The sequence below is a fragment of the Belliella alkalica genome, from assembly GCF_022549785.1.
In the GTDB taxonomy this organism is placed as follows: domain Bacteria; phylum Bacteroidota; class Bacteroidia; order Cytophagales; family Cyclobacteriaceae; genus Belliella; species Belliella alkalica.
Genome location: NZ_JAKZGO010000002.1, coordinates 286843 through 304613, shown reverse-complemented (window position 1 = coordinate 304613; position 17771 = coordinate 286843). Strand labels below are relative to the sequence as shown.

Genomic DNA, 17771 nt, shown 5'->3' with positions numbered 1-17771 from the left:
CTATCTCTTTTCTTTGATTGTGTTTGGGCTGATTGCTGAAGAAGTATTTCCCCACTCCTGTCTGATAAATGTCAAAATCGCAGCAAGCTGTTCATCCTTCATAAATGAAAATGATGGCATCATCTGCCCATTTTCCTTGTTTTCAATCCCACTTAACATGATTTTGATCAATTGCTCTTGATTTCCCAATACTGTCTGATTATCGATTAAGGATGGGAAAACTTCCTTGACTCCAGTCCCATCCTCTTTGTGACACGATGCACAGTAGTTACTATAAAGTTGCTTCCCATCCAGTTCGATTTCTGTTTTTGGAGAAGTTCCTGTCAAAGGTTCTTGGGATGCTGATTTCGTCAAGCTGATTTTGAGAATTTTATCATCACCATCCAACGGAAATCCTGGCTGAGGATTCCAGTCATGATTGCTTGTTGCGATGTAAATATCTCCTGATGTGGATACTGCTACATCCCGCAATCTTCCATAGTGATTTTCAAAAAATACAGTTTCATTTATAATTGATTTACCATCCTCACTCAACTTCAAAACCCGCAAACTCTTTCCTTTCAAAGTGGTCAATAACAGACTGTTTCTCCATTCTTCGATAGGTAAATCACCATAAAAATCAAGTCCTGCCGGTGCTACTACAGGTGTCCAAGAATATACAGGCTCAATGGTATTATTCTTTTTTGCAAATTCCTTTTCTTCTTCCAAATCATGAAAGCCCTCAATGGCAGGCCATCCATAATTTCCGCTTTTTTCTATCAAATTGATTTCATCTTCTATCGCATCTCCATGCTCTGAAGTAAAAATTCTGCCTTGGGAATCCAAGGTCAAACCCTGTATATTTCTAAAACCCTTTGCCCAAACATAACTTTCTGGATTGGGATTGTCCTTAGGAATGCTGCCATCCAAATTGATTCGCAGGATTTTTCCATTCAGGCTAGTATCACTTTGAGCATTGTCAAACCCATAAGCATCTCCTGTAGCCCAAAGTATTTTCCCATCCTTGGCAAATTTGATCCTTGAACCATTGTGTGCTGTATTCCCGGGAATTTCCAACAACACTTGAGGTGAAATTAGCGCTTCATTTTCGAAAGTATATCTTACCAATTTATTGGAAATCACACTGTCCATCATGACGGTGTAGTTCACAAGAATGTATGGATTATTCACAAAATCAGGATGAACAGCCAAACCCAATAGGCCTGCAGTTCTTTTTCTCCAAACTTCATAGATGGTCAAAAGCTCCTGAATCTCTCCGGTTTCCAAATTAATTCTAGAAATTTTCCCACCTTGTTCGTTGAACCACAGAAACCCATCGTCAGCATACTCCAAATCCCAAGGAACATCCAAGTTTTCCGCCAAAATCTCCACTTTCAACATGCTTTTTTCAAGCGCAATATTGTCAATAAGGGGAAGTTCCAGTTCCGATTTGGACGAACAGGAAAAAAGAAAAGAAATTGCTAAAAGTGCTGTAATCTGAATTTTCATGATATAGTATATGGATAAGCTTACTATTCGTATCAATATGGAATATTGCAACCAATCGTTGTGATTTTTCTGTTAACCATTAACTGTTGACCGATTTACCTCTTTGGAATTTTCAATCGTATTGGCTTTTCAAAATCATTTTTCATGTTTTCCGGAAGCTGATAAACCCTTCCCTTTTTGTCGGAGAAATAAAGTTTCGAGATATCGTGTTTACGCCCATGTCCATCTGCCCAAAAGGCAAAGAAATCATTGTGGACATTGACCGGTCTTCTGGCGTAAGAATGATTGCGCTCACTATTGCTTGTCATCGCTTTGCTTTTCCAGTTTTTTCCTTGGTCAGAACTTGTCCAAAGGACCATTTCTCCACCAGTATTATAAGCTTGTGGGCCAGGAGTCGTTGGACCTACTACAGTCCAATTTCCTTTCGAATCAACATAGAGAGAACCCATATCATAGTTGTTGTCAGAGTCTGCCAAGTGCTTGATTTCCCAATCTGAACCGGTGAATCTGGCAGTAAACCAAGATCTAGGGCCATTTTCAGGGCCTGACTGATAGCCTTTACTAGTGAGATACAGAATGATGGGATTCCCATCTTTATCATAAGTCAAATCATTGATATAGACATTCGCACCTAGCGTCTGATAATCTTTTACTAAAGCTGAATTTTCTATTTCTGTCAACGGAATGTTAACTTCCTCACCAAAGACATTTTGCCAAGTTTTCCCAAAATCTGGTGTTTGTAGATAGTATAAATTTGTCCTATAGTTCAGTCCATTTTCTCCCTCTCTATAAGGATGGAAATTGAATGTCGTTCCAATTGTATTTTCAAACTGTCCACTTGTCTGATAATGCCCCTCTTCGATGATAGCCAAATCCTTCCATTCAGAATATTCGATTCCATCTTTGCTAGTCATAAAACCAATAGTTCTTCGGGGTTTGGTGGCTTGCTTGGGGATTACATTTCGGTCATAATGTGTGAACAAATTCAGAAATCCATTTTCCTTTTGATACCAAGTCTGTAGGTAAGAAAAATTGTCCATTGGGACATTTTCTCCTTCTACCTTTTTGGTGGCAAAAATTTGCTCAAATTCTGAAATATCATAAGGCTTGATGCTCTTATGGATGTATGCAGGTGTGTTGGTTCCATGTGCTGTGGAAAAAATCCAAATGTAACCTTCATCATCAATGTTCATGACAGGGTTGTCATGTGCATTATTTGTTTTCTTGTCCAAAACGATTGTAGGTTTTGGCACTTTTTTACTTTTATGATCAAAAAATGAAACTGCATGAAGTAAAGTCTTACCTTCTTTATCCGAACCACCATAGCAGAAAAAAGTCTTGTTAACTTCTTTTACATAAATTGAAAAAGGATAATGATTGGCAGGATAGGTCCCCAATCCACCGCTGTACTTGTAAACATATTCGTCATTGGAAGGCTGATCGCTATACCAGATCCCTCGATATCCGTCATCCTTGATATTCAAGGTCAATACATTTTGAGCTGAGACTTCTGAAGTTTGAAAAATCAACAAAGCCAAAGTGGATAAAAGAAAGGTAAATTTCATAATGAATTTAGATTMAAATTAGTCAATAGGATTCCAGTCCTCTGAATTAACCAAGGGTTTTGAGGATGAAAGTGTGATCATTCCCGCCGCTCCACCGAAATGGAGCAGCAGGGACAATCGTGTTCTATGTGGGGTTTTATTTAGTAATTTGGATTCTGGGAAATTTTCGTAGGATTGATGTCAATCTGACTTTGTGGAATAGGGAAGATTGACATGTGTGGCTGCATTCCTTTTGCGCTTAACAAATCCAAAGCCCTATCTGTCCTGATCAAATCAAACCATCTGTGACCTTCAAATGCCAGTTCAACTCTTCTTTCCTGTTCTACGGCAAGTCTAAATGCCACTTGGTTTGGAACACTCAAATTTGGGTCAGCATTTGTGCTGGTTTTGCTTGGAAGTCCTGCCCTATTTCTGATTTGGTTCAAATAATCAAAAGCGGGACCGTCAGCTACATATCCTTGTTCGTTGAGCGCTTCTGCATACATCAGAAGTACGTCAGCATATCTCAACACAATCCAATTGTTGTCACTGTCTAGATTTGCTGCAGGAGTACCTGAGTATTTGACTACATAATTGTGGTTTACGGTATTTCCATTGAGTACATAGCTTGTTCGCATAGATACGTCTTTTCTCAAATCATTCTCTTCATAAGCATTGCTCATATCTGCAGTTGGGATATTTTGCCCTAGTGGATTTCCAATTGAAACTACAGCTCTACCCGAACCAATTGGAGCAAATTGGTTGGTGAATGGACTACCTTCTCCACTTGAGCTACTTTTGAATTGTACTTCGAAAATAGACTCTGCATTATTTTGATTTGCAGCTCCAAAGATTGAAGCATATTGAGGTAAAATCTGATAATTCGTTTGTCCTGAAGCGTCAATCAGTTCTTTTAACTTTTGCGCAGCTTCTGGATAATTCTTCAGTGTAAGGTGAACCTTACCCAAAAGTGCCATTGCTGCACCTTTCGTAGCTCTTCCTATATCTGCAGCACCATAAGTAAATGGCAGCGATTCTTCGGCATCTGTCAAGTCAGAAATAATTTGACTATATACATTTGCTACCGACTCTCTACCATAATCATATCCTTGTTGCGGATTATTGATTACAGTGACTACCAATGGCACATCTCCAAAAATTCTGACCATATTAAAATACATCAAAGCTCTTAGGAATTTTGCCTCACCGATATATCTTGTCTTTAGATTTTGATCCATGTTCACCGCTTGGATTTTCTCAATAACAATATTTGCAGCTTGGATGCCCTGATAGTTTGCATTCCAGGTGTTGTTGCCAATTGAGTTGACAGCCACATTAGTGAAATCATCAACTGCTTGCAGGTCTGCACCTGCATTTGGATTTGTGATCTCGGTGTTGTCCGAGCGCATATCACCAATCACATGAATGGAAGAATAATACTGCCCACCATACTGAAGTGAACCATAAACAGCAGTCAGAGCGTTTTTCATATCCTCTGCTGTTCGGTAGAAGTTATTGCTGTTTTGCTGTGAAATCGGTGCCCTATCCAAGAAATCCTCACTGCAACTTGTCACTGCCAATAAACCAGCTATTCCAATTATCAATAAATTTTTAATATTTTTCATCGCTATATCTATTTAGAAGCCAAAGTTTAAACCAAACATAAATGAACGTGCAAGTGGATAACCACCAGCATCTACCCCAGGAACCAAAGGACTACCTCCTTGGGCACTTACTTCAGGATTGAAGCCTTCGTATTTGGTGAAAGTAAATGCGTTTTGAACTGTGAAGTTTACCCTAGCATTAGCTACTTTAAGTCTATTTAATAAGGATGAAGGCAAGGTATAACCTAAAGTAATGTTTCTAATTCTCAAGAATGAACCGTCTTCTACAAACAAAGAAGTGATGTTGTTCACGACATTGCTACCTGCGTAGGCATTGAAGTTTCTGTCGATCATTGGCGAAACACCATCTCCTTGATCAGCTTCTGATTTCCAGCCATTAGATGCACTACTCAACACATTGTAAGATCCAGCATAATTACCGTAATATCTTCTCGCTGCATTCAGCACTTCGAATCCTTGAACTCCCTGAAGTGTAAAGGAGAAATCTAAGTTTTTGTAGGCAAAATTATTTGTCATACCATAAGTGAAGTCAGGAAAAGGACTTCCCAGTACTGTCCTATCAGCGGCATTGATTACTCCATCACCATTGACATCTTCAAACCTCAACTGACCTGGTCTTGACTGAACAGTTCCATTTCCATTCATGATTACAGGACTGCTATCAATTTCCTGCTGGTTTTGATATACCCCAATTACATTGTAACCAAAGAAGCTTCCAGGCGCAGAGCCAATCTGTGTGATATGTGTCGGTGCTGATGCAGATGTAGCTTGTCTAGAAATTATTGGAGATCCGTCAGTTCCCAATGCCAAAACTTTAATATCGTTTGTGGAAAAGTTAAAATCAGTAGTCCATCTGAAGGCTTTGACCAAGTTTCTACTGGTAAGTGTAAACTCAAAACCTTTATTCTGGATTTCTCCAATATTCTGAAGTGCTGTAGTATATCCTGTCAAAGTAGGTACTGGAACATTCAGCAATAAATCAGAAGTCCTTTTGTTGTAATAATCAAAAGACAAATAGAACCTGTCGTCTAATAATCCAAACTCAAGTCCAATATCCAATTGTTTGTTTCTCTCCCAACCCAGTCTGCTATTTGGAATATTAGTCAATCTGATACCATTATTTACAGTTCCTGAACCTGATCCAAATGGATAATTCTCAGGGCCAGTCAAACCTATAGAACCATAATTTGTGATAAAGTTATTACCTGTCAAACCATAACTAGTTCTCAATCTCAACTCAGAAATCCAGCTAACATCTTTCATGAAATTCTCTTCTGAAAGTCTCCAACCCAAAGAAACTGATGGAAAAACGCCCCATCTATTGTCTGCTCCAAATCTAGAAGAACCATCTCTCCTTACTGTAGCCGTTAGCAAATACCTGTTGTCAAAGTTGTAGTTTATCCTAGCCAAATATGAAATCAATGACCATTCTTCTTTCGTAGACAAAGCATTGGTAATCAAACCTGCTGCATTCATGGTTTTGATTTCGTCATTAGGGAAATTTGTACCATTGATTCTATTGAAGTCAAACTGCTCTTGCTGAATCGTGTAGCCCGCTACTGCATCAAATGAATGTTTATCTATAGTTTTTGCATAGCTAAGTGTAAACTCAGAAAGCCAGTTTCTTGTCTCGGAAGTTGTATTAGTTCCCGTTGCTGGCTTGGTTGGGTTGACACTGTTTGGATTGATGATGGAAGAGCTAAAGATATCTTCTCTAAAACTTCTCATATCTGCACCTACAAGTGTTTTGAAATTAAGATTGTCTATGATGTTAATCTCTGCGAAAGCAGTTCCGAGAAGTCTCAAATTACTTTGTTGGTGAAAATATTCATTGGCGATTTTCACAGGATTGTCCACTTCACTTGTACCTATTCCTAAACCAGTGATTTTGGTATAGTTGCCATTTTCATCATAAGGAGTCAAATGTGGACCAGCTGTGATTGCGGATTGAATGATACCGCCACCTTGCCAATTTCCTTCGGCCAAAGACTGATTGGAGAAGGTATAGGAAGGTGTTATATTAGCACCGACTCTGATTCTGTCATTTACTTTTGAATCGACATTTACCCTGAATGAATAACGCTTCAAATCTGAATTGATGATAATTCCCTCTTGATCCAAATAGCCCCCAGAGATGAAATACTTGGTTTTATCATTTCCTCCAGAGAAATTCAACTGATAATTACTCATCATGGCAGTTCTGAAAATTGCGTCTTGCCAATCAGTACCTTCACCCAAAGATTCAGGATTGCTAAATTGCTCAGGGAGCAAATACATGACGTTATTCAATCTAGCTGAATTAGGATCAGATGCTGATCTTCCCGGTCCTGAATTTACCCATGCATTGTTTCTGGCTTCATTGATATATCTTGCAAATTCAGTTGCATTCAACACATCTAGTTGCTTCTCCACTTGCTGAATCCCTGTACTTACACTGAAATCAACTTTGGAAACACCTGATTTACCTGATTTGGTGGTAATCAACACTACTCCATTGGAACCTCTCGATCCATAAATTGCAGTGGCAGAGGCATCTTTAAGTACCTGAATATCTGCTATGTCATTTGGGTTGATTGTATTTAGCGGATTGTTTCTTTGATCAAAATCATTGGTCACCGGAAATCCATCCACAACATAAAGGGGTTCATTTCCTGCAGTCAATGATCCTGCACCTCTAATTCTCACAGAAGCACCGCCACCTGGAGCACCTGTAGCTTGTGTGACCTGTACACCAGCCATCTGGGCTATCATTGCCTGATCCAAACTGATGATTGGCTGATCCTCTATCTGTCTTGCGCTCATGGAGCTTACTGATCCAGTGATATCTTTCTTTTGTTGTGTACCATAACCTACCACGACAAATTCTTCAAGATCACTTTCCTCTTTTCGCAAAGTCAAATCAATGGTGCTCGATTTTCCGACAACCCTTTTCTCCCTCTGAAAACCCAAAAAAGAGTAAACCAAAGTCTGACCTTCATTGGCATCAATGGTGTAGACTCCATCAATATCCGTCACGGTACCGATGGTAGTTCCTTCTACCATAACAGTCACACCTGGCAAAGGGTCACCTAAATCATCTCTAATCACACCTCTTATAGTGATTGGTATGATTTCCAAAGCTTTGACTCTTGCTTTTTGTTTATTAGTATTTACAATTACACTGATCGTATTGTTGACCTGCTTGAAACTCAAATCTGTTTGCTTGGCTATCTGCAAAAGATAATCCTCTACACTGCCTGAGTTTGAAATCAGTACAATATTTTCACTTGTTTTTATAGCTTGATCTGTATAGAAAAATTTGAAATCCGTTTTATTTTCTGTCTCTTTAAAAAATTGAGCAAGCGTATAATTGCTTTTTTCTAATTTCAAGAATACCTCGTCGATACTCTTTACCTGCGCTTTCGATGTGTTTGCCATTAAGGGGCCCAATGTCAAGCAGAGTAAAGCTACTCCTTTCAATAATAACTTGATTGACATAATTACCGCTAGTAATATTTTTTTCATATTTTTGGGAATAGTAAAATGAAACATTGATTTAATCTATGAAAAGCAGCTACCAAACGTTTTTTCATAGGTTGTTAAAGATTTGATGTTTGCAGGAGCGTATTCGCAGTACGTTCCTGTTTTTTTATGCGTTTTTTATACTCATAAGCCTTTTATTTGAATTGAATAAGCACTTCTTTTTCTTTTAAAGTATAATCAAAACCAATAGAAGCACTCAGTACTTGAAGGACATTTTTGAGTGTTTCGTTATTCTCAAATGTTCCAGATGCTACAAACTTGCCTTGATTTCCCCTGACTTTGATTTCTACACCATACCATCTTTCAAGTACAGCGACCATTTCATCCATGGAGGTATCTTCAAACCTCAATACGCCTTCCATCCAAAGCGTTTTTTGACTTACATCCACCATCTTTTTTTCCATCGAGCTTTCTTCTTTGGATAAAACCGATTCTTCACCTGGATTTAATATTAAGAAATTCTCTCCCCCTTCTTGATTGAGTTTTACTTTTCCTGTGACCAAAGTGACCACAACTTTTTCAGCTTTGTTGAATGTGGAAATATTAAATGATGTACCCAAAGCAGTTGTAGTGATTCCATTTGATTCTACAGTAAATGGATTTTTTTCATCTTTCGATACATTAAAAAATGCTTCTCCCTCTAAGGAAATGTGGCGATTGGTGATAAAGTCTTCACTGTAAGTAATTCTACTTTTTGAATTGAGATAAACAGTAGAACCATCTGGCAAATGGATTTTTGTTTTTTGACCTGGAGGATTGAATTTCTCAATCATATTCACCGAAAACATTTCTGTATTTGGATCTGAATTTTTGGGATTCAAAATCGAAAAAATCACCAAAGAAGAAGCTACCAAAATCAAGAGAGATGCAGCCACTTTCAACCAATTTGGCAAAACATTATTCTTTGCAACTTTCTCCTTGAGTAATTGTGGAGAAGGATAACCTTCCTTACTCTTGTTGATTTTATCCCACAGAGATGTGGAATCCCATTCTTTATAATTGGTGTCTATTGGTTTTTCAGACCAAAGTTGAAGAACTTCAGCCGACATAAACTCCTCTCCTTCGGCAGAATCTAACCATGCAAGTAAATCCCTTGCCTGTTCCTCAGTCAATTCACCTTTGAAAAAATCTTCTATTTGCTTTCTACGATCCATTTTTCTTTTTCTTGATACATATAGCCACATCTACATAGATTTACTCACGCGACTTTGAAAAAAATGAAAAAATAATCCTCAACGGTCGGTCGATGCCTATGCGCTCCACTATAGCGGAATGGTTCGGCATTGTCAGCAGACTGAATAAATCAGTTATGGAAAGAACTAAATGAAGCTTAAGCGAAAGATGCTTGGGTTGTAAGTCTGAATCAATATCAAGAAAAAACAGATTCAATCATTAGCAGAAAAATACTTGCTGAAATTATTTTAAGTTTTTGGAGCTTTTCTTTGATGCCCTTCGAGGCTCTGAAAATCTGGTTTTCAACAGTTCTTTTAGAAAGATTTAATTTCTCAGCAATTTCTTCTGTGCTTAGATTTTCAAAATTTCTCAAAATAAATACCTGCTTCTGTGCAGGTGGAAGTTGCTCAATCAAGTCTGAGGAAATATGATGGAAATCAGAGTAAATCAATTCAAGTTCTGGATCACTAGAAGCTTCAAAAGAAATCAATGGTATTTTGTACTTCTGATATGCGAAAAAACGAGCTTCTTTTTTTGATTTTTTTATGACCAAAGAGCGCACGATTGCAATCATGTAAGCATTGATGGAAAGCTCTGGGTCAAGGTTGGCTCTTTTTTTCCAAATCTTCAGAAACACTTCCTGAACGATTCCCTCGGCATCTTCATGACTGAGGTTCATTTTTCTGGCAATGTGATACACTTTTTCTCCAAATAGCTGATAAAGCTGTCCAAAGGCCTTTTCATCCCCTTTGGAAAGTCTCTCTACCAATTGTTGAAGTGCATGTTCTTTCATTTCCATAGCCATGATTAGACAGTACTATCTATTGAGTACTTCCCAAAGAAACTAATTAAATTTCATCAATCAAAAAAAATTCCATGCATGGTAAAAATTGTTTGCTACCACCTTGACATTTTACGGATAGAATAAATTTTCTTTTTGATTCTATAACTTCCATAGTTAAGTTTGGCGAATCACTCTAGAAAAATGAAAAACTCAACACTCATTATTTTACTTGCAATATGGCTTCAAAGCTGTGGAAAGCCCGATATTTTACTTACTATTGATCCAGGTAATTTCGAAAGAACAGCTGTACCTGTAAGCATTGAGCTCAAGGAATCTTTAGACGAAACTGAAAATTATGAACTTGTGGAAATCGAATCCGGTAAAAAATTTCCAGTTGAAGTTTTAGATGAGAAAAATGTTTTGGTCTTTTTGGAAAACTTAGAACCTGAAAAGTCTCTTACTTTCAAATTGGTAAAAAGTACCGAAAAAGAAACAAAAACCAAAGCCTTGGAAATCGTTGAAAACCAAGATGGAATTCAGGTAAAAGTAAACGGAAAAGAGTTGTTTTTTTATCAGAAAGAAATGGTCTTTCCTCCAAATGGAGAAAGCCAATTGTATGCAAAAAATGGCTTTATCCATCCTCTCAAAAGTCCAAATGGTGCAATTGTAACAGATGATTTTCCTGCTGGTCACATGCATCAGCATGCCCTATACAATGCATGGACAAATACTAAGTTTAAAGGAAAGAAAGTTGATTTTTGGAATCAAAGAGACAGCTTGGGGACAGTCGTTCATAAGGATGTACTCTCTGTAAATGAAGGGAATGCAGTTGGTCAGATCATAAGTACACAAAGTCATATCAGTATGGAAAACGGTGAGGTTTTGGAAGAAAAATGGGATATTCGCATTTATCCAATATCAGATTTTTTCTTGTTTGACATTTACTCAGAGCAAACCAATACAAGCAATGACACTTTATTTTTGGAAAAATACATTTATGGTGGAATGGCATTGAGAGGAAGCCGAGAATGGAATCCTGATGACAGTGTGTACTTTGACAAACCTTGGAAAGTGTTGAGTGACCAAGGTTTCACGTTGGAAAATGTAAACCACACCAAAGCAAAATGGATTAGCGTGAGTGGAGAAATTTCAGGTGAATTTGCAGGGGTTACAGTTTTTGGTTTTCCTGACAATTTCCGTTATCCGCAGCATGTTAGAGTTCATCCAAGCATGCCTTATTGGGTTTTCACTCCGGTATTTGAAGAAGGATTTGTAATCGCTCCAGGAGAGACCTACAAAAGCAAGTATAGGTATTTTGTACATGATGGGAAAGCAGATTTAAATATGATTGAAAGCATACAGAGAAATTTGGAAAATCCGGTCACAGTTACGGTAAATTAAGATTGTAAATTGCATGGCTTTCAGTAAATATTGCTTTAACTCAACTAGTTATCAGTTGATTTGGTAATCAGTGCCCTTTGTGGTCAAATAGAACGAAAATCAGAAAAATAGGAAATCAGGGCAACACGCCTCAGGGATTTGATGGATTCTTTTTTCTACGAAGCTAGTTTTATAGCGTTATCATCAAAGAAACCTGCAAGACTTAGAAGTTTTGCAGGTTTCGTTTTTTTATAGGAATTATAGGAAGTTTTATTTTTGGTTTATTATTCAAACCTCTTGGTCTATTCCAAAAATCTCAGATAACAGGGCTACGCCCCTATAATCCAACTGGCTCCATACTTTTCTACGAAGAACAGTGGGCTCTACCCCCAAGTTGATTCAAAGACAAGGTTGGTAAATAAGAAAAAGGGGCGCTAGCCATGCTAGCTATAGAATCGATTTTTTGTTGTTATCCTTTACTTCAAAATTAAGATTCATTCAAAAAAGCAAATGATACAGATACTCTATCAGACAATTTCTGTGCTTCTGGAGTGAAAGTAGGCTCTACTCTTGCATCTGCAGACTTCATCATCATAGTTTCCATTCTTGGTTCGTATGGTTGGAAACTAACTCCTGAGCTGTAATTTACTTTGAAAATTCTGATATTTTTTATCCCCAAAGTTTTGGCAATAACATCAGCTTTTCTACGAGCATCTTCCAAAGCCAATTCAAGCAACTTTTCCTGATGTACTTTTCGTTGAGCTTCGGAAATACCAAAATTCATATTGTAACTCAAGTCAAAACCCTTGCTGCTGATAGACTCAAGAACTTTTACCAAATCTTTATCGATATTTTTCACTCTTACTTTTACATTTTGCGAAGCTACATATCCGCTATCTTTTGAAGAGCCTTTTGTATAGATTCTATTGATATTTACATAATAATTATCAACTACAAAATCGTAATCAGCTACACCAGTTTTCTTGATTGCATCTTGGATCGCTTTGGTTTTTTTGTTGAGTGCATTGGTCACATCAGAAACTTTCATTCCCAATTCTCTCAGATTGATTTGGATGGTTGCTTCATCAGGCATCACTTCTATTTCGCTCGCGCCATCTACTTCGATAGTAGGAATTTGATTCTGCTGCGCAAAACTTAGAAAAGGCAGCATTAAAACGGGCAACATAAAGAATAACTTTTTCATATTTTTCATTTTTATAATTTGTTTACATATTTCAAAACTTAAGCCACAAAATCTTAAGAATTGTTAATTAAGAGTTGGATTTAATTTTATTGGTGAATAATGTTAAATTTAGTGCATTCATCCAAGTAATCCTTCAACATGACGACTGTCAATGTTGATTTGTCTCAATCCATTTATCTCTAATCTGATGAAAAAACTTATCTATCTGATCATTATCACTTTAATTTTTTCTAACAGTAACTTATTTGCCCAAAGTTTGGGAACTGTAAATTTTGAAACCAAAAACGCATCAGTACAGAATAAATACCTCCAAGATTCCCTTGACAATATTGACCATCTTCTCAAAAAAGCAATAGATGAAAAATGGATTGCTGGAGCAGTTGCATTCGTAGCTATTGATGGAGAAATCGTCTACAACAAAGCTTTTGGGCACAAAAATATCAGTCAAAACAACAATATGGCAGTAGATGATATCTTTAGAATAGCGTCCATGAGCAAACCAATTACATCTATAGCCATCATGAAGCTTCAGGAGGCTGGAAAACTCAATTATGATGATCCAGTATCGAAGTATATTCCTGAATTTGCCAATCCAAAGATATTGATCGATGTCAACCCATCCGATTCAAGCTTCACTAGTAAGCCTGCAAAAAACGAAATAACCATCCATCACCTGCTTACACATACTTCCGGCATTTCTTATGGATTTGCTGACACCACAATGAATAAACTATATTCCAAAGCAGGAATTATTGACTTGACTACTTTGAAACCAATCAGAATTGAAGAAAATGTCGCGAAATTAGGCCAAATTCCAATAAAACATGAACCTGGTGAGAAATTCACTTATGGGTTGGGTATAGATGTGTTGGGAAGAGTGGTTGAGGTAGCTTCTGGGATGTCTTTTGATGCATATTTAAAGGAGAATATTTTTGATCCTCTGGAGATGAATGATACTCGTTTCTACTTTGATGACGACGCTCATGCTTCTCGACTGACTACGATGTATGCAAATACGAGATCTGAACCTCTAGTGGAATTCCCTGAAGATCCAAATCGAGATTTATCTGGCAATTTCCCAATAAAAGGTGCCAAGACATATTTCTCTGGAGGCGCTGGCTTAAGTTCTACTGCCCAAGATTACTTCAAATTCTGCCAAATGGTCTTGAATGATGGTGAATATGATGGTGTCAGAATCCTTAAGAAAGAAACCATCCAAAATGCAAAGAAAAATATGATCGGAGATGTACGTGTTGGCAAAGATCATTTTTCTTATGGATATCAGATTGCTGCGATAGATGGTGATCTTAGATTTGGAAGAAAACCAGGAAAAATCTCTTGGGGAGGTGCTTTCCAGACTACATTCTGGATGGATCCAACACGAGGGGTAGTCGCAATCCTACTTACACAAGTATATCCTTCCATACATTCCCAAAAACTCTATGGACCTTTTGAACAAACGGTGAATGGGGCTGTTTTGGAGGATTGAATGGGATTAGAAAACATTAAAACGGGGAGAGTTAAACCCCACAAAGATGCGAAAAAGCTGTATGAAAAATGGTTATGAAATAGTCTTTCGCAAGCATGAAAATTAACCACTATGTACACAAAGATTGCACAAAGGACACAAAGTGAGATATGGTAATTACCTTGTGTTCTTTATGAAAACCTTCGTGTTCATAATGGTTTTTTATTTCCTTACTATCAAATTACTTCCCCAAATCCAAAATATCTCCAATCTTATTGATTTTTTGCATTTCTGAAGACAATCCTTCATAGTCATCTGCAATGATTTTGTCTCTGAATTTGGAAAGGTTTGAAATATATAAACTCAATGCTTCAAGCATATTTTTCTTGTTTTCTTCCATAATTGGCGCCCACATAGCTGGAGAGGATTTTGCCAATCTTACAGTAGATGCAAATCCTGAACCTGCCATATCAAAGATATTTTTCTCATCTTCCATCTTATCCAAAACTGTTTTTCCAAGCATAAAAGAGGAAACATGGGAAAGGTGTGACACAAAAGCTAAGTGGCGGTCATGCTCTTCTGCTTCCATAAACCTCAATTTCATATTGAGTGCTTCCAAAATATCATAAGCCATTCCCTTGAGATGAACATCTGTCAGTTCCATTTCGCAAATGATGAATACTTTTTTATCCAACAAGTCAGCTTTTGCGGCTTTTGGTCCAGAGTATTCTGTTCCTGCAATCGGGTGACCTGCCAAGTATTGTGCTCTTTTGGGATGGTTTGCTACTGCCTTGCAAAGATTTTCTTTCGTAGAACCAAAATCAATGACCAAAGTTTTTGGACCTATTTGATCTAAAGTACTGAGCAACAAATCTCCAAGGGAGTTTGCAGGGGTAGCCAATACGACTACATCAATATCTTCCTCTAATTCTGTTTTCGCTTCATCAATAATCCCCAATGCCAATGCATCTTCAAGATTCTTTGGATCTAAATCGAAACCTGTAAACTTAATCTCAGGCTTTGCTTTCTTCAATGCTAACCCAAATGAACCGCCCAAAAGTCCCAGTCCGATGATATGTATCTTTTTCATTCTATAATGTTTATATTATTCTATCTATTGCTTCTTGAATTATTTCTGTGGAAACACAAAGGGAAAACCTTACAAAACCTTCTCCTCTACTTCCAAAAATCCTTCCTGGAGTGATGAAAATTGATTTCTCGTACAAAAGTTTATCCACTAATTCCAAATCATTTATACTTTCGGGAAGTTTCGCCCAAACAAACATTCCAACTGCATCCGGGTCATAACTCAAACCTAATTTTTCAGCCAATTGCCAAACCAATTCTCTCCTTTTTCTATACTCAAAATTCAATTTTGAATACCAATCCTTTTCCAAATGCAATGCAGCGATAGCGCCTTCCTGAATTCCCAGAAACATCCCTGAATCCATATTGCTTTTCACTTTGGTGATCGCTTGAATCCACTCTTTCTTCCCTCCTATCATTCCAACTCTCCACCCTGCCATATTTGCTGTTTTGCTTAATGAATTCAACTCCAAAGCCACTTCCATGGCACCATTGATTTTCAAAATACTTATTGGATTTTCTTCCAATATAAAACTATATGGATTGTCATGAACGATTATAATTTCATGCTCTCTGCCAAATTCTATCAACTTTTCAAATAAAACCTTGCTTGCCTTGGCTCCTGTAGGCATATTGGGATAATTGACCCACATGAGTTTGACTTTGCTCAGATCCGTTTTTGACAAAGCATCAAAATCTGGCTCCCAATTTTGGCTTTCCAACAAATCAAAATATACTGGTTCTACGTGCAACAACTTGCAAACCGAACTGTATGTCGGGTATCCTGGATTGGGAATCAATACCTGATCACCTGCATCCAAAAATGCCATTGAGACATGCATAATCCCTTCTTTGGAGCCCAATAAAGGCAAGATTTCTCCATCAGGATCTAATTGGACACTATAATGCTCTTTATAAAAATCGGAAAAAGCTTCTCTTAATTTTGGAATTCCTTGATAACCCTGATAACCATGTCCTGAAGGATTGATAGCTGCTTGACAAATTGCTTTGACCACTTTGGGATGTGGTGGTAAATCAGGACTTCCGATGCCCATGTTCAAGATTGGTTTCCCCGCAGCTTTCAGGCTATTTACCTCTTTGAGTTTTTGGGAAAAATAGTACTCCTGAACTTCATTAAGTCGTTTTGAAAATCCCTTCATCACTTTCTATTTTGATATTCCCCAAAGATTTTCACTGACCCAAAGCTAGAATTGATCTCAGCAATAGCAGTTTTGAAAGCATCGTAATCCTCAAATTCTGTATCAATAAAAAATGAATATTCCCAAGGTTTTTCGATCACCGGAATAGATTGGATCTTGCTCAAATCCAAGCCAGATCCACTCATGTGCGATAGTAACTTTGCCAAAATCCCTTTTTCATTATTGACTGTCACTTTAATAGAGGCTTTATTCGGCTTGACCAATCCCAAATCCAAAGTTGGTTTTTGCAGAATTATAAACCGAGTGAAGTTATTCTTGACAGTTTGTATATCAGAGGCCAAAACTTCCAAACTATAGATCTGGGCCGCCGTCATGCTTGCTATGGCACCGATTCCTTTGATTTTTTCTTCTCGAATTCTTTTGGCAACAGATGCAGTATCTACATCATCCACAAGTTTGATTTGGGGATAGTTTTCAAAAAACTTCTTACACTGAAGCAATGCCATTGGATGGGATCTTACTTCTGCCAAGTCCTCGATTTTTTGTCCTTTCAGACACATTAGATTATGTGAAATAGGAAGGTAATATTCATCTTTGATCGTCAGGTTATACCGATCTATCAATTCATAGTTCGGTAAAATTGCGCCAGCGATTGAATTTTCAATTGCCAAAACTCCATAATCGCAAGTACCTTGTGCGACACATTTGGCAACTTCTTCAAAAATCCTATATCCTACAATCTCAACTTCCGTCCCAAAACAATTGATCGCTACCTGATGATGAAATGAACCCGGAATTCCTTGTATTGCTATTTTCATTTTTTAAAGATAAAATAAACTGCCAAAATCAAAAATCCGAAGCCAATGATATGATTCATTTTGATGCTTTCATTCTTGAAAAAAAGAAAGGTGAAAAGCATAAAAACCACCAAAGTGATTACTTCTTGTAGCACCTTCAATTCTACCAAAGAAAATGGTCCTCCATTTTCCTTGAAACCAATTCTATTTGCAGGAACTTGAAACATATATTCAAACAGTGCTATTCCCCAAGAAATCAAAACTATTGAAATAAGCCCCAAATTCTCAAACCATTTCAATTCCTTAAATTTCAAATGCCCATACCAAGCAAATGTCATAAAGGTATTGGACAATACGAGCAGCAAGATTGTGTAGAGACTTTTCATATTTTAGAGAGGGAAAATGAGATTTCTGAACTTAGATTTTAGGAATTGCTTCGCACATAGAATATTTCAATTTGTTTTTAGCCATTCAGTACTGTTTTTTAGAACTGAAGTAAATATCAAGTAACCATTAACCCACTCACACAATTCACCAAAT

General features: G+C 37.4%; 13 protein-coding genes. 2 read left to right on the top strand and 11 right to left on the bottom strand.

The genetic code is table 11. From position 1 onward, the window contains the following. From MM213_RS03460 to MM213_RS03435, 6 genes are all read right to left on the bottom strand, one after another. Nucleotides 1–1488: a PQQ-dependent sugar dehydrogenase gene (locus MM213_RS03460; protein WP_241410113.1), complete on the bottom strand. Its 1488-nt coding sequence runs from the start codon at nucleotides 1486–1488 to the stop codon at nucleotides 1–3. Nucleotides 1489–1583: 95 nt separating this feature from the next. Continuing rightward, entirely contained in the window at nucleotides 1584–3053 is a 1470-nt protein-coding gene (locus tag MM213_RS03455) for a BNR-4 repeat-containing protein (RefSeq protein WP_241410112.1), read from the bottom strand. A gap of 140 nt (nucleotides 3054–3193) precedes the next feature. After that, nucleotides 3194–4657, bottom strand: a complete 1464-nt coding sequence (locus MM213_RS03450; protein WP_241410111.1) for a RagB/SusD family nutrient uptake outer membrane protein — start codon at nucleotides 4655–4657, stop codon at nucleotides 3194–3196. A 12-nt stretch (nucleotides 4658–4669) separates the two neighbouring features. After that, the gene (locus MM213_RS03445; RefSeq protein WP_241410110.1) at nucleotides 4670–8161 is read right to left on the bottom strand and encodes a SusC/RagA family TonB-linked outer membrane protein; all 3492 of its coding nucleotides are present in this window, start codon (nucleotides 8159–8161) and stop codon (nucleotides 4670–4672) included. 152 nt (nucleotides 8162–8313) lie between these two features. Further along, complete coding sequence (locus MM213_RS03440; RefSeq protein ID WP_241410109.1) at nucleotides 8314–9333, bottom strand: FecR family protein; 1020 nt, start codon at nucleotides 9331–9333, stop codon at nucleotides 8314–8316. A 215-nt stretch (nucleotides 9334–9548) separates the two neighbouring features. Beyond that, nucleotides 9549–10151, bottom strand: a complete 603-nt coding sequence (locus tag MM213_RS03435; RefSeq protein WP_241410108.1) for an RNA polymerase sigma factor — start codon at nucleotides 10149–10151, stop codon at nucleotides 9549–9551. A 186-nt stretch (nucleotides 10152–10337) separates the two neighbouring features. On the opposite strand from MM213_RS03435, the gene MM213_RS03430 reads away from it, so the two are divergent. Then, nucleotides 10338–11537, top strand: coding sequence for a DUF6807 domain-containing protein (locus MM213_RS03430; RefSeq protein ID WP_241410107.1), 1200 nt, complete (start codon nucleotides 10338–10340; stop codon nucleotides 11535–11537). 466 nt (nucleotides 11538–12003) lie between these two features. Here the strand turns inward: MM213_RS03430 and MM213_RS03425 are convergent, their stop codons facing one another. Next, the gene (locus MM213_RS03425; RefSeq protein ID WP_241410106.1) at nucleotides 12004–12720 is read right to left on the bottom strand and encodes an SIMPL domain-containing protein; all 717 of its coding nucleotides are present in this window, start codon (nucleotides 12718–12720) and stop codon (nucleotides 12004–12006) included. Nucleotides 12721–12907: 187 nt separating this feature from the next. Here MM213_RS03425 and MM213_RS03420 point away from each other — a divergent pair, with 187 nt between their 5' ends. After that, the gene (locus tag MM213_RS03420; protein WP_241410105.1) at nucleotides 12908–14209 is read left to right on the top strand and encodes a serine hydrolase domain-containing protein; all 1302 of its coding nucleotides are present in this window, start codon (nucleotides 12908–12910) and stop codon (nucleotides 14207–14209) included. Between the two features lie 220 nt (nucleotides 14210–14429). Here MM213_RS03420 and MM213_RS03415 read toward each other — a convergent pair whose 3' ends face one another. From MM213_RS03415 to MM213_RS03400, 4 genes are read right to left on the bottom strand one after another with little or no spacing between them, the layout of a single operon-like run. Further along, nucleotides 14430–15278, bottom strand: a complete 849-nt coding sequence (locus MM213_RS03415; protein ID WP_241410104.1) for a prephenate dehydrogenase — start codon at nucleotides 15276–15278, stop codon at nucleotides 14430–14432. A 10-nt stretch (nucleotides 15279–15288) separates the two neighbouring features. After that, nucleotides 15289–16434: a pyridoxal phosphate-dependent aminotransferase gene (locus MM213_RS03410; RefSeq protein ID WP_241410103.1), complete on the bottom strand. Its 1146-nt coding sequence runs from the start codon at nucleotides 16432–16434 to the stop codon at nucleotides 15289–15291. Further along, nucleotides 16434–17252 carry a prephenate dehydratase gene (locus tag MM213_RS03405; protein ID WP_241410102.1) on the bottom strand — a complete coding sequence of 273 codons (819 nt, stop codon included), beginning with the start codon at nucleotides 17250–17252 and terminating at the stop codon, nucleotides 16434–16436. Before MM213_RS03405 ends, MM213_RS03410 begins: the two co-directional genes overlap by 1 nt. Further along, nucleotides 17249–17617, bottom strand: coding sequence for a DMT family protein (locus tag MM213_RS03400; protein ID WP_241410101.1), 369 nt, complete (start codon nucleotides 17615–17617; stop codon nucleotides 17249–17251). The genes MM213_RS03405 and MM213_RS03400 overlap by 4 nt, the downstream gene beginning before the upstream one ends. Nucleotides 17618–17771 lie beyond the last annotated feature (154 nt).

Coding starts and splice junctions, on each gene's coding strand:
- MM213_RS03410 (WP_241410103.1), bottom strand. CDS start 16,434: ATGAAGGGATTTTCAAAACGACTTAATGAAGTTCAGGAGTACTATTTT.
- MM213_RS03425 (WP_241410106.1), bottom strand. CDS start 12,720: ATGAAAAAGTTATTCTTTATGTTGCCCGTTTTAATGCTGCCTTTTCTA.
- MM213_RS03420 (WP_241410105.1), top strand. CDS start 12,908: ATGAAAAAACTTATCTATCTGATCATTATCACTTTAATTTTTTCTAAC.
- MM213_RS03450 (WP_241410111.1), bottom strand. CDS start 4,657: ATGAAAAATATTAAAAATTTATTGATAATTGGAATAGCTGGTTTATTG.
- MM213_RS03455 (WP_241410112.1), bottom strand. CDS start 3,053: ATGAAATTTACCTTTCTTTTATCCACTTTGGCTTTGTTGATTTTTCAA.
- MM213_RS03400 (WP_241410101.1), bottom strand. CDS start 17,617: ATGAAAAGTCTCTACACAATCTTGCTGCTCGTATTGTCCAATACCTTT.
- MM213_RS03435 (WP_241410108.1), bottom strand. CDS start 10,151: ATGGAAATGAAAGAACATGCACTTCAACAATTGGTAGAGAGACTTTCC.
- MM213_RS03460 (WP_241410113.1), bottom strand. CDS start 1,488: ATGAAAATTCAGATTACAGCACTTTTAGCAATTTCTTTTCTTTTTTCC.
- MM213_RS03415 (WP_241410104.1), bottom strand. CDS start 15,278: ATGAAAAAGATACATATCATCGGACTGGGACTTTTGGGCGGTTCATTT.
- MM213_RS03430 (WP_241410107.1), top strand. CDS start 10,338: ATGAAAAACTCAACACTCATTATTTTACTTGCAATATGGCTTCAAAGC.
- MM213_RS03405 (WP_241410102.1), bottom strand. CDS start 17,252: ATGAAAATAGCAATACAAGGAATTCCGGGTTCATTTCATCATCAGGTA.
- MM213_RS03440 (WP_241410109.1), bottom strand. CDS start 9,333: ATGGATCGTAGAAAGCAAATAGAAGATTTTTTCAAAGGTGAATTGACT.
- MM213_RS03445 (WP_241410110.1), bottom strand. CDS start 8,161: ATGAAAAAAATATTACTAGCGGTAATTATGTCAATCAAGTTATTATTG.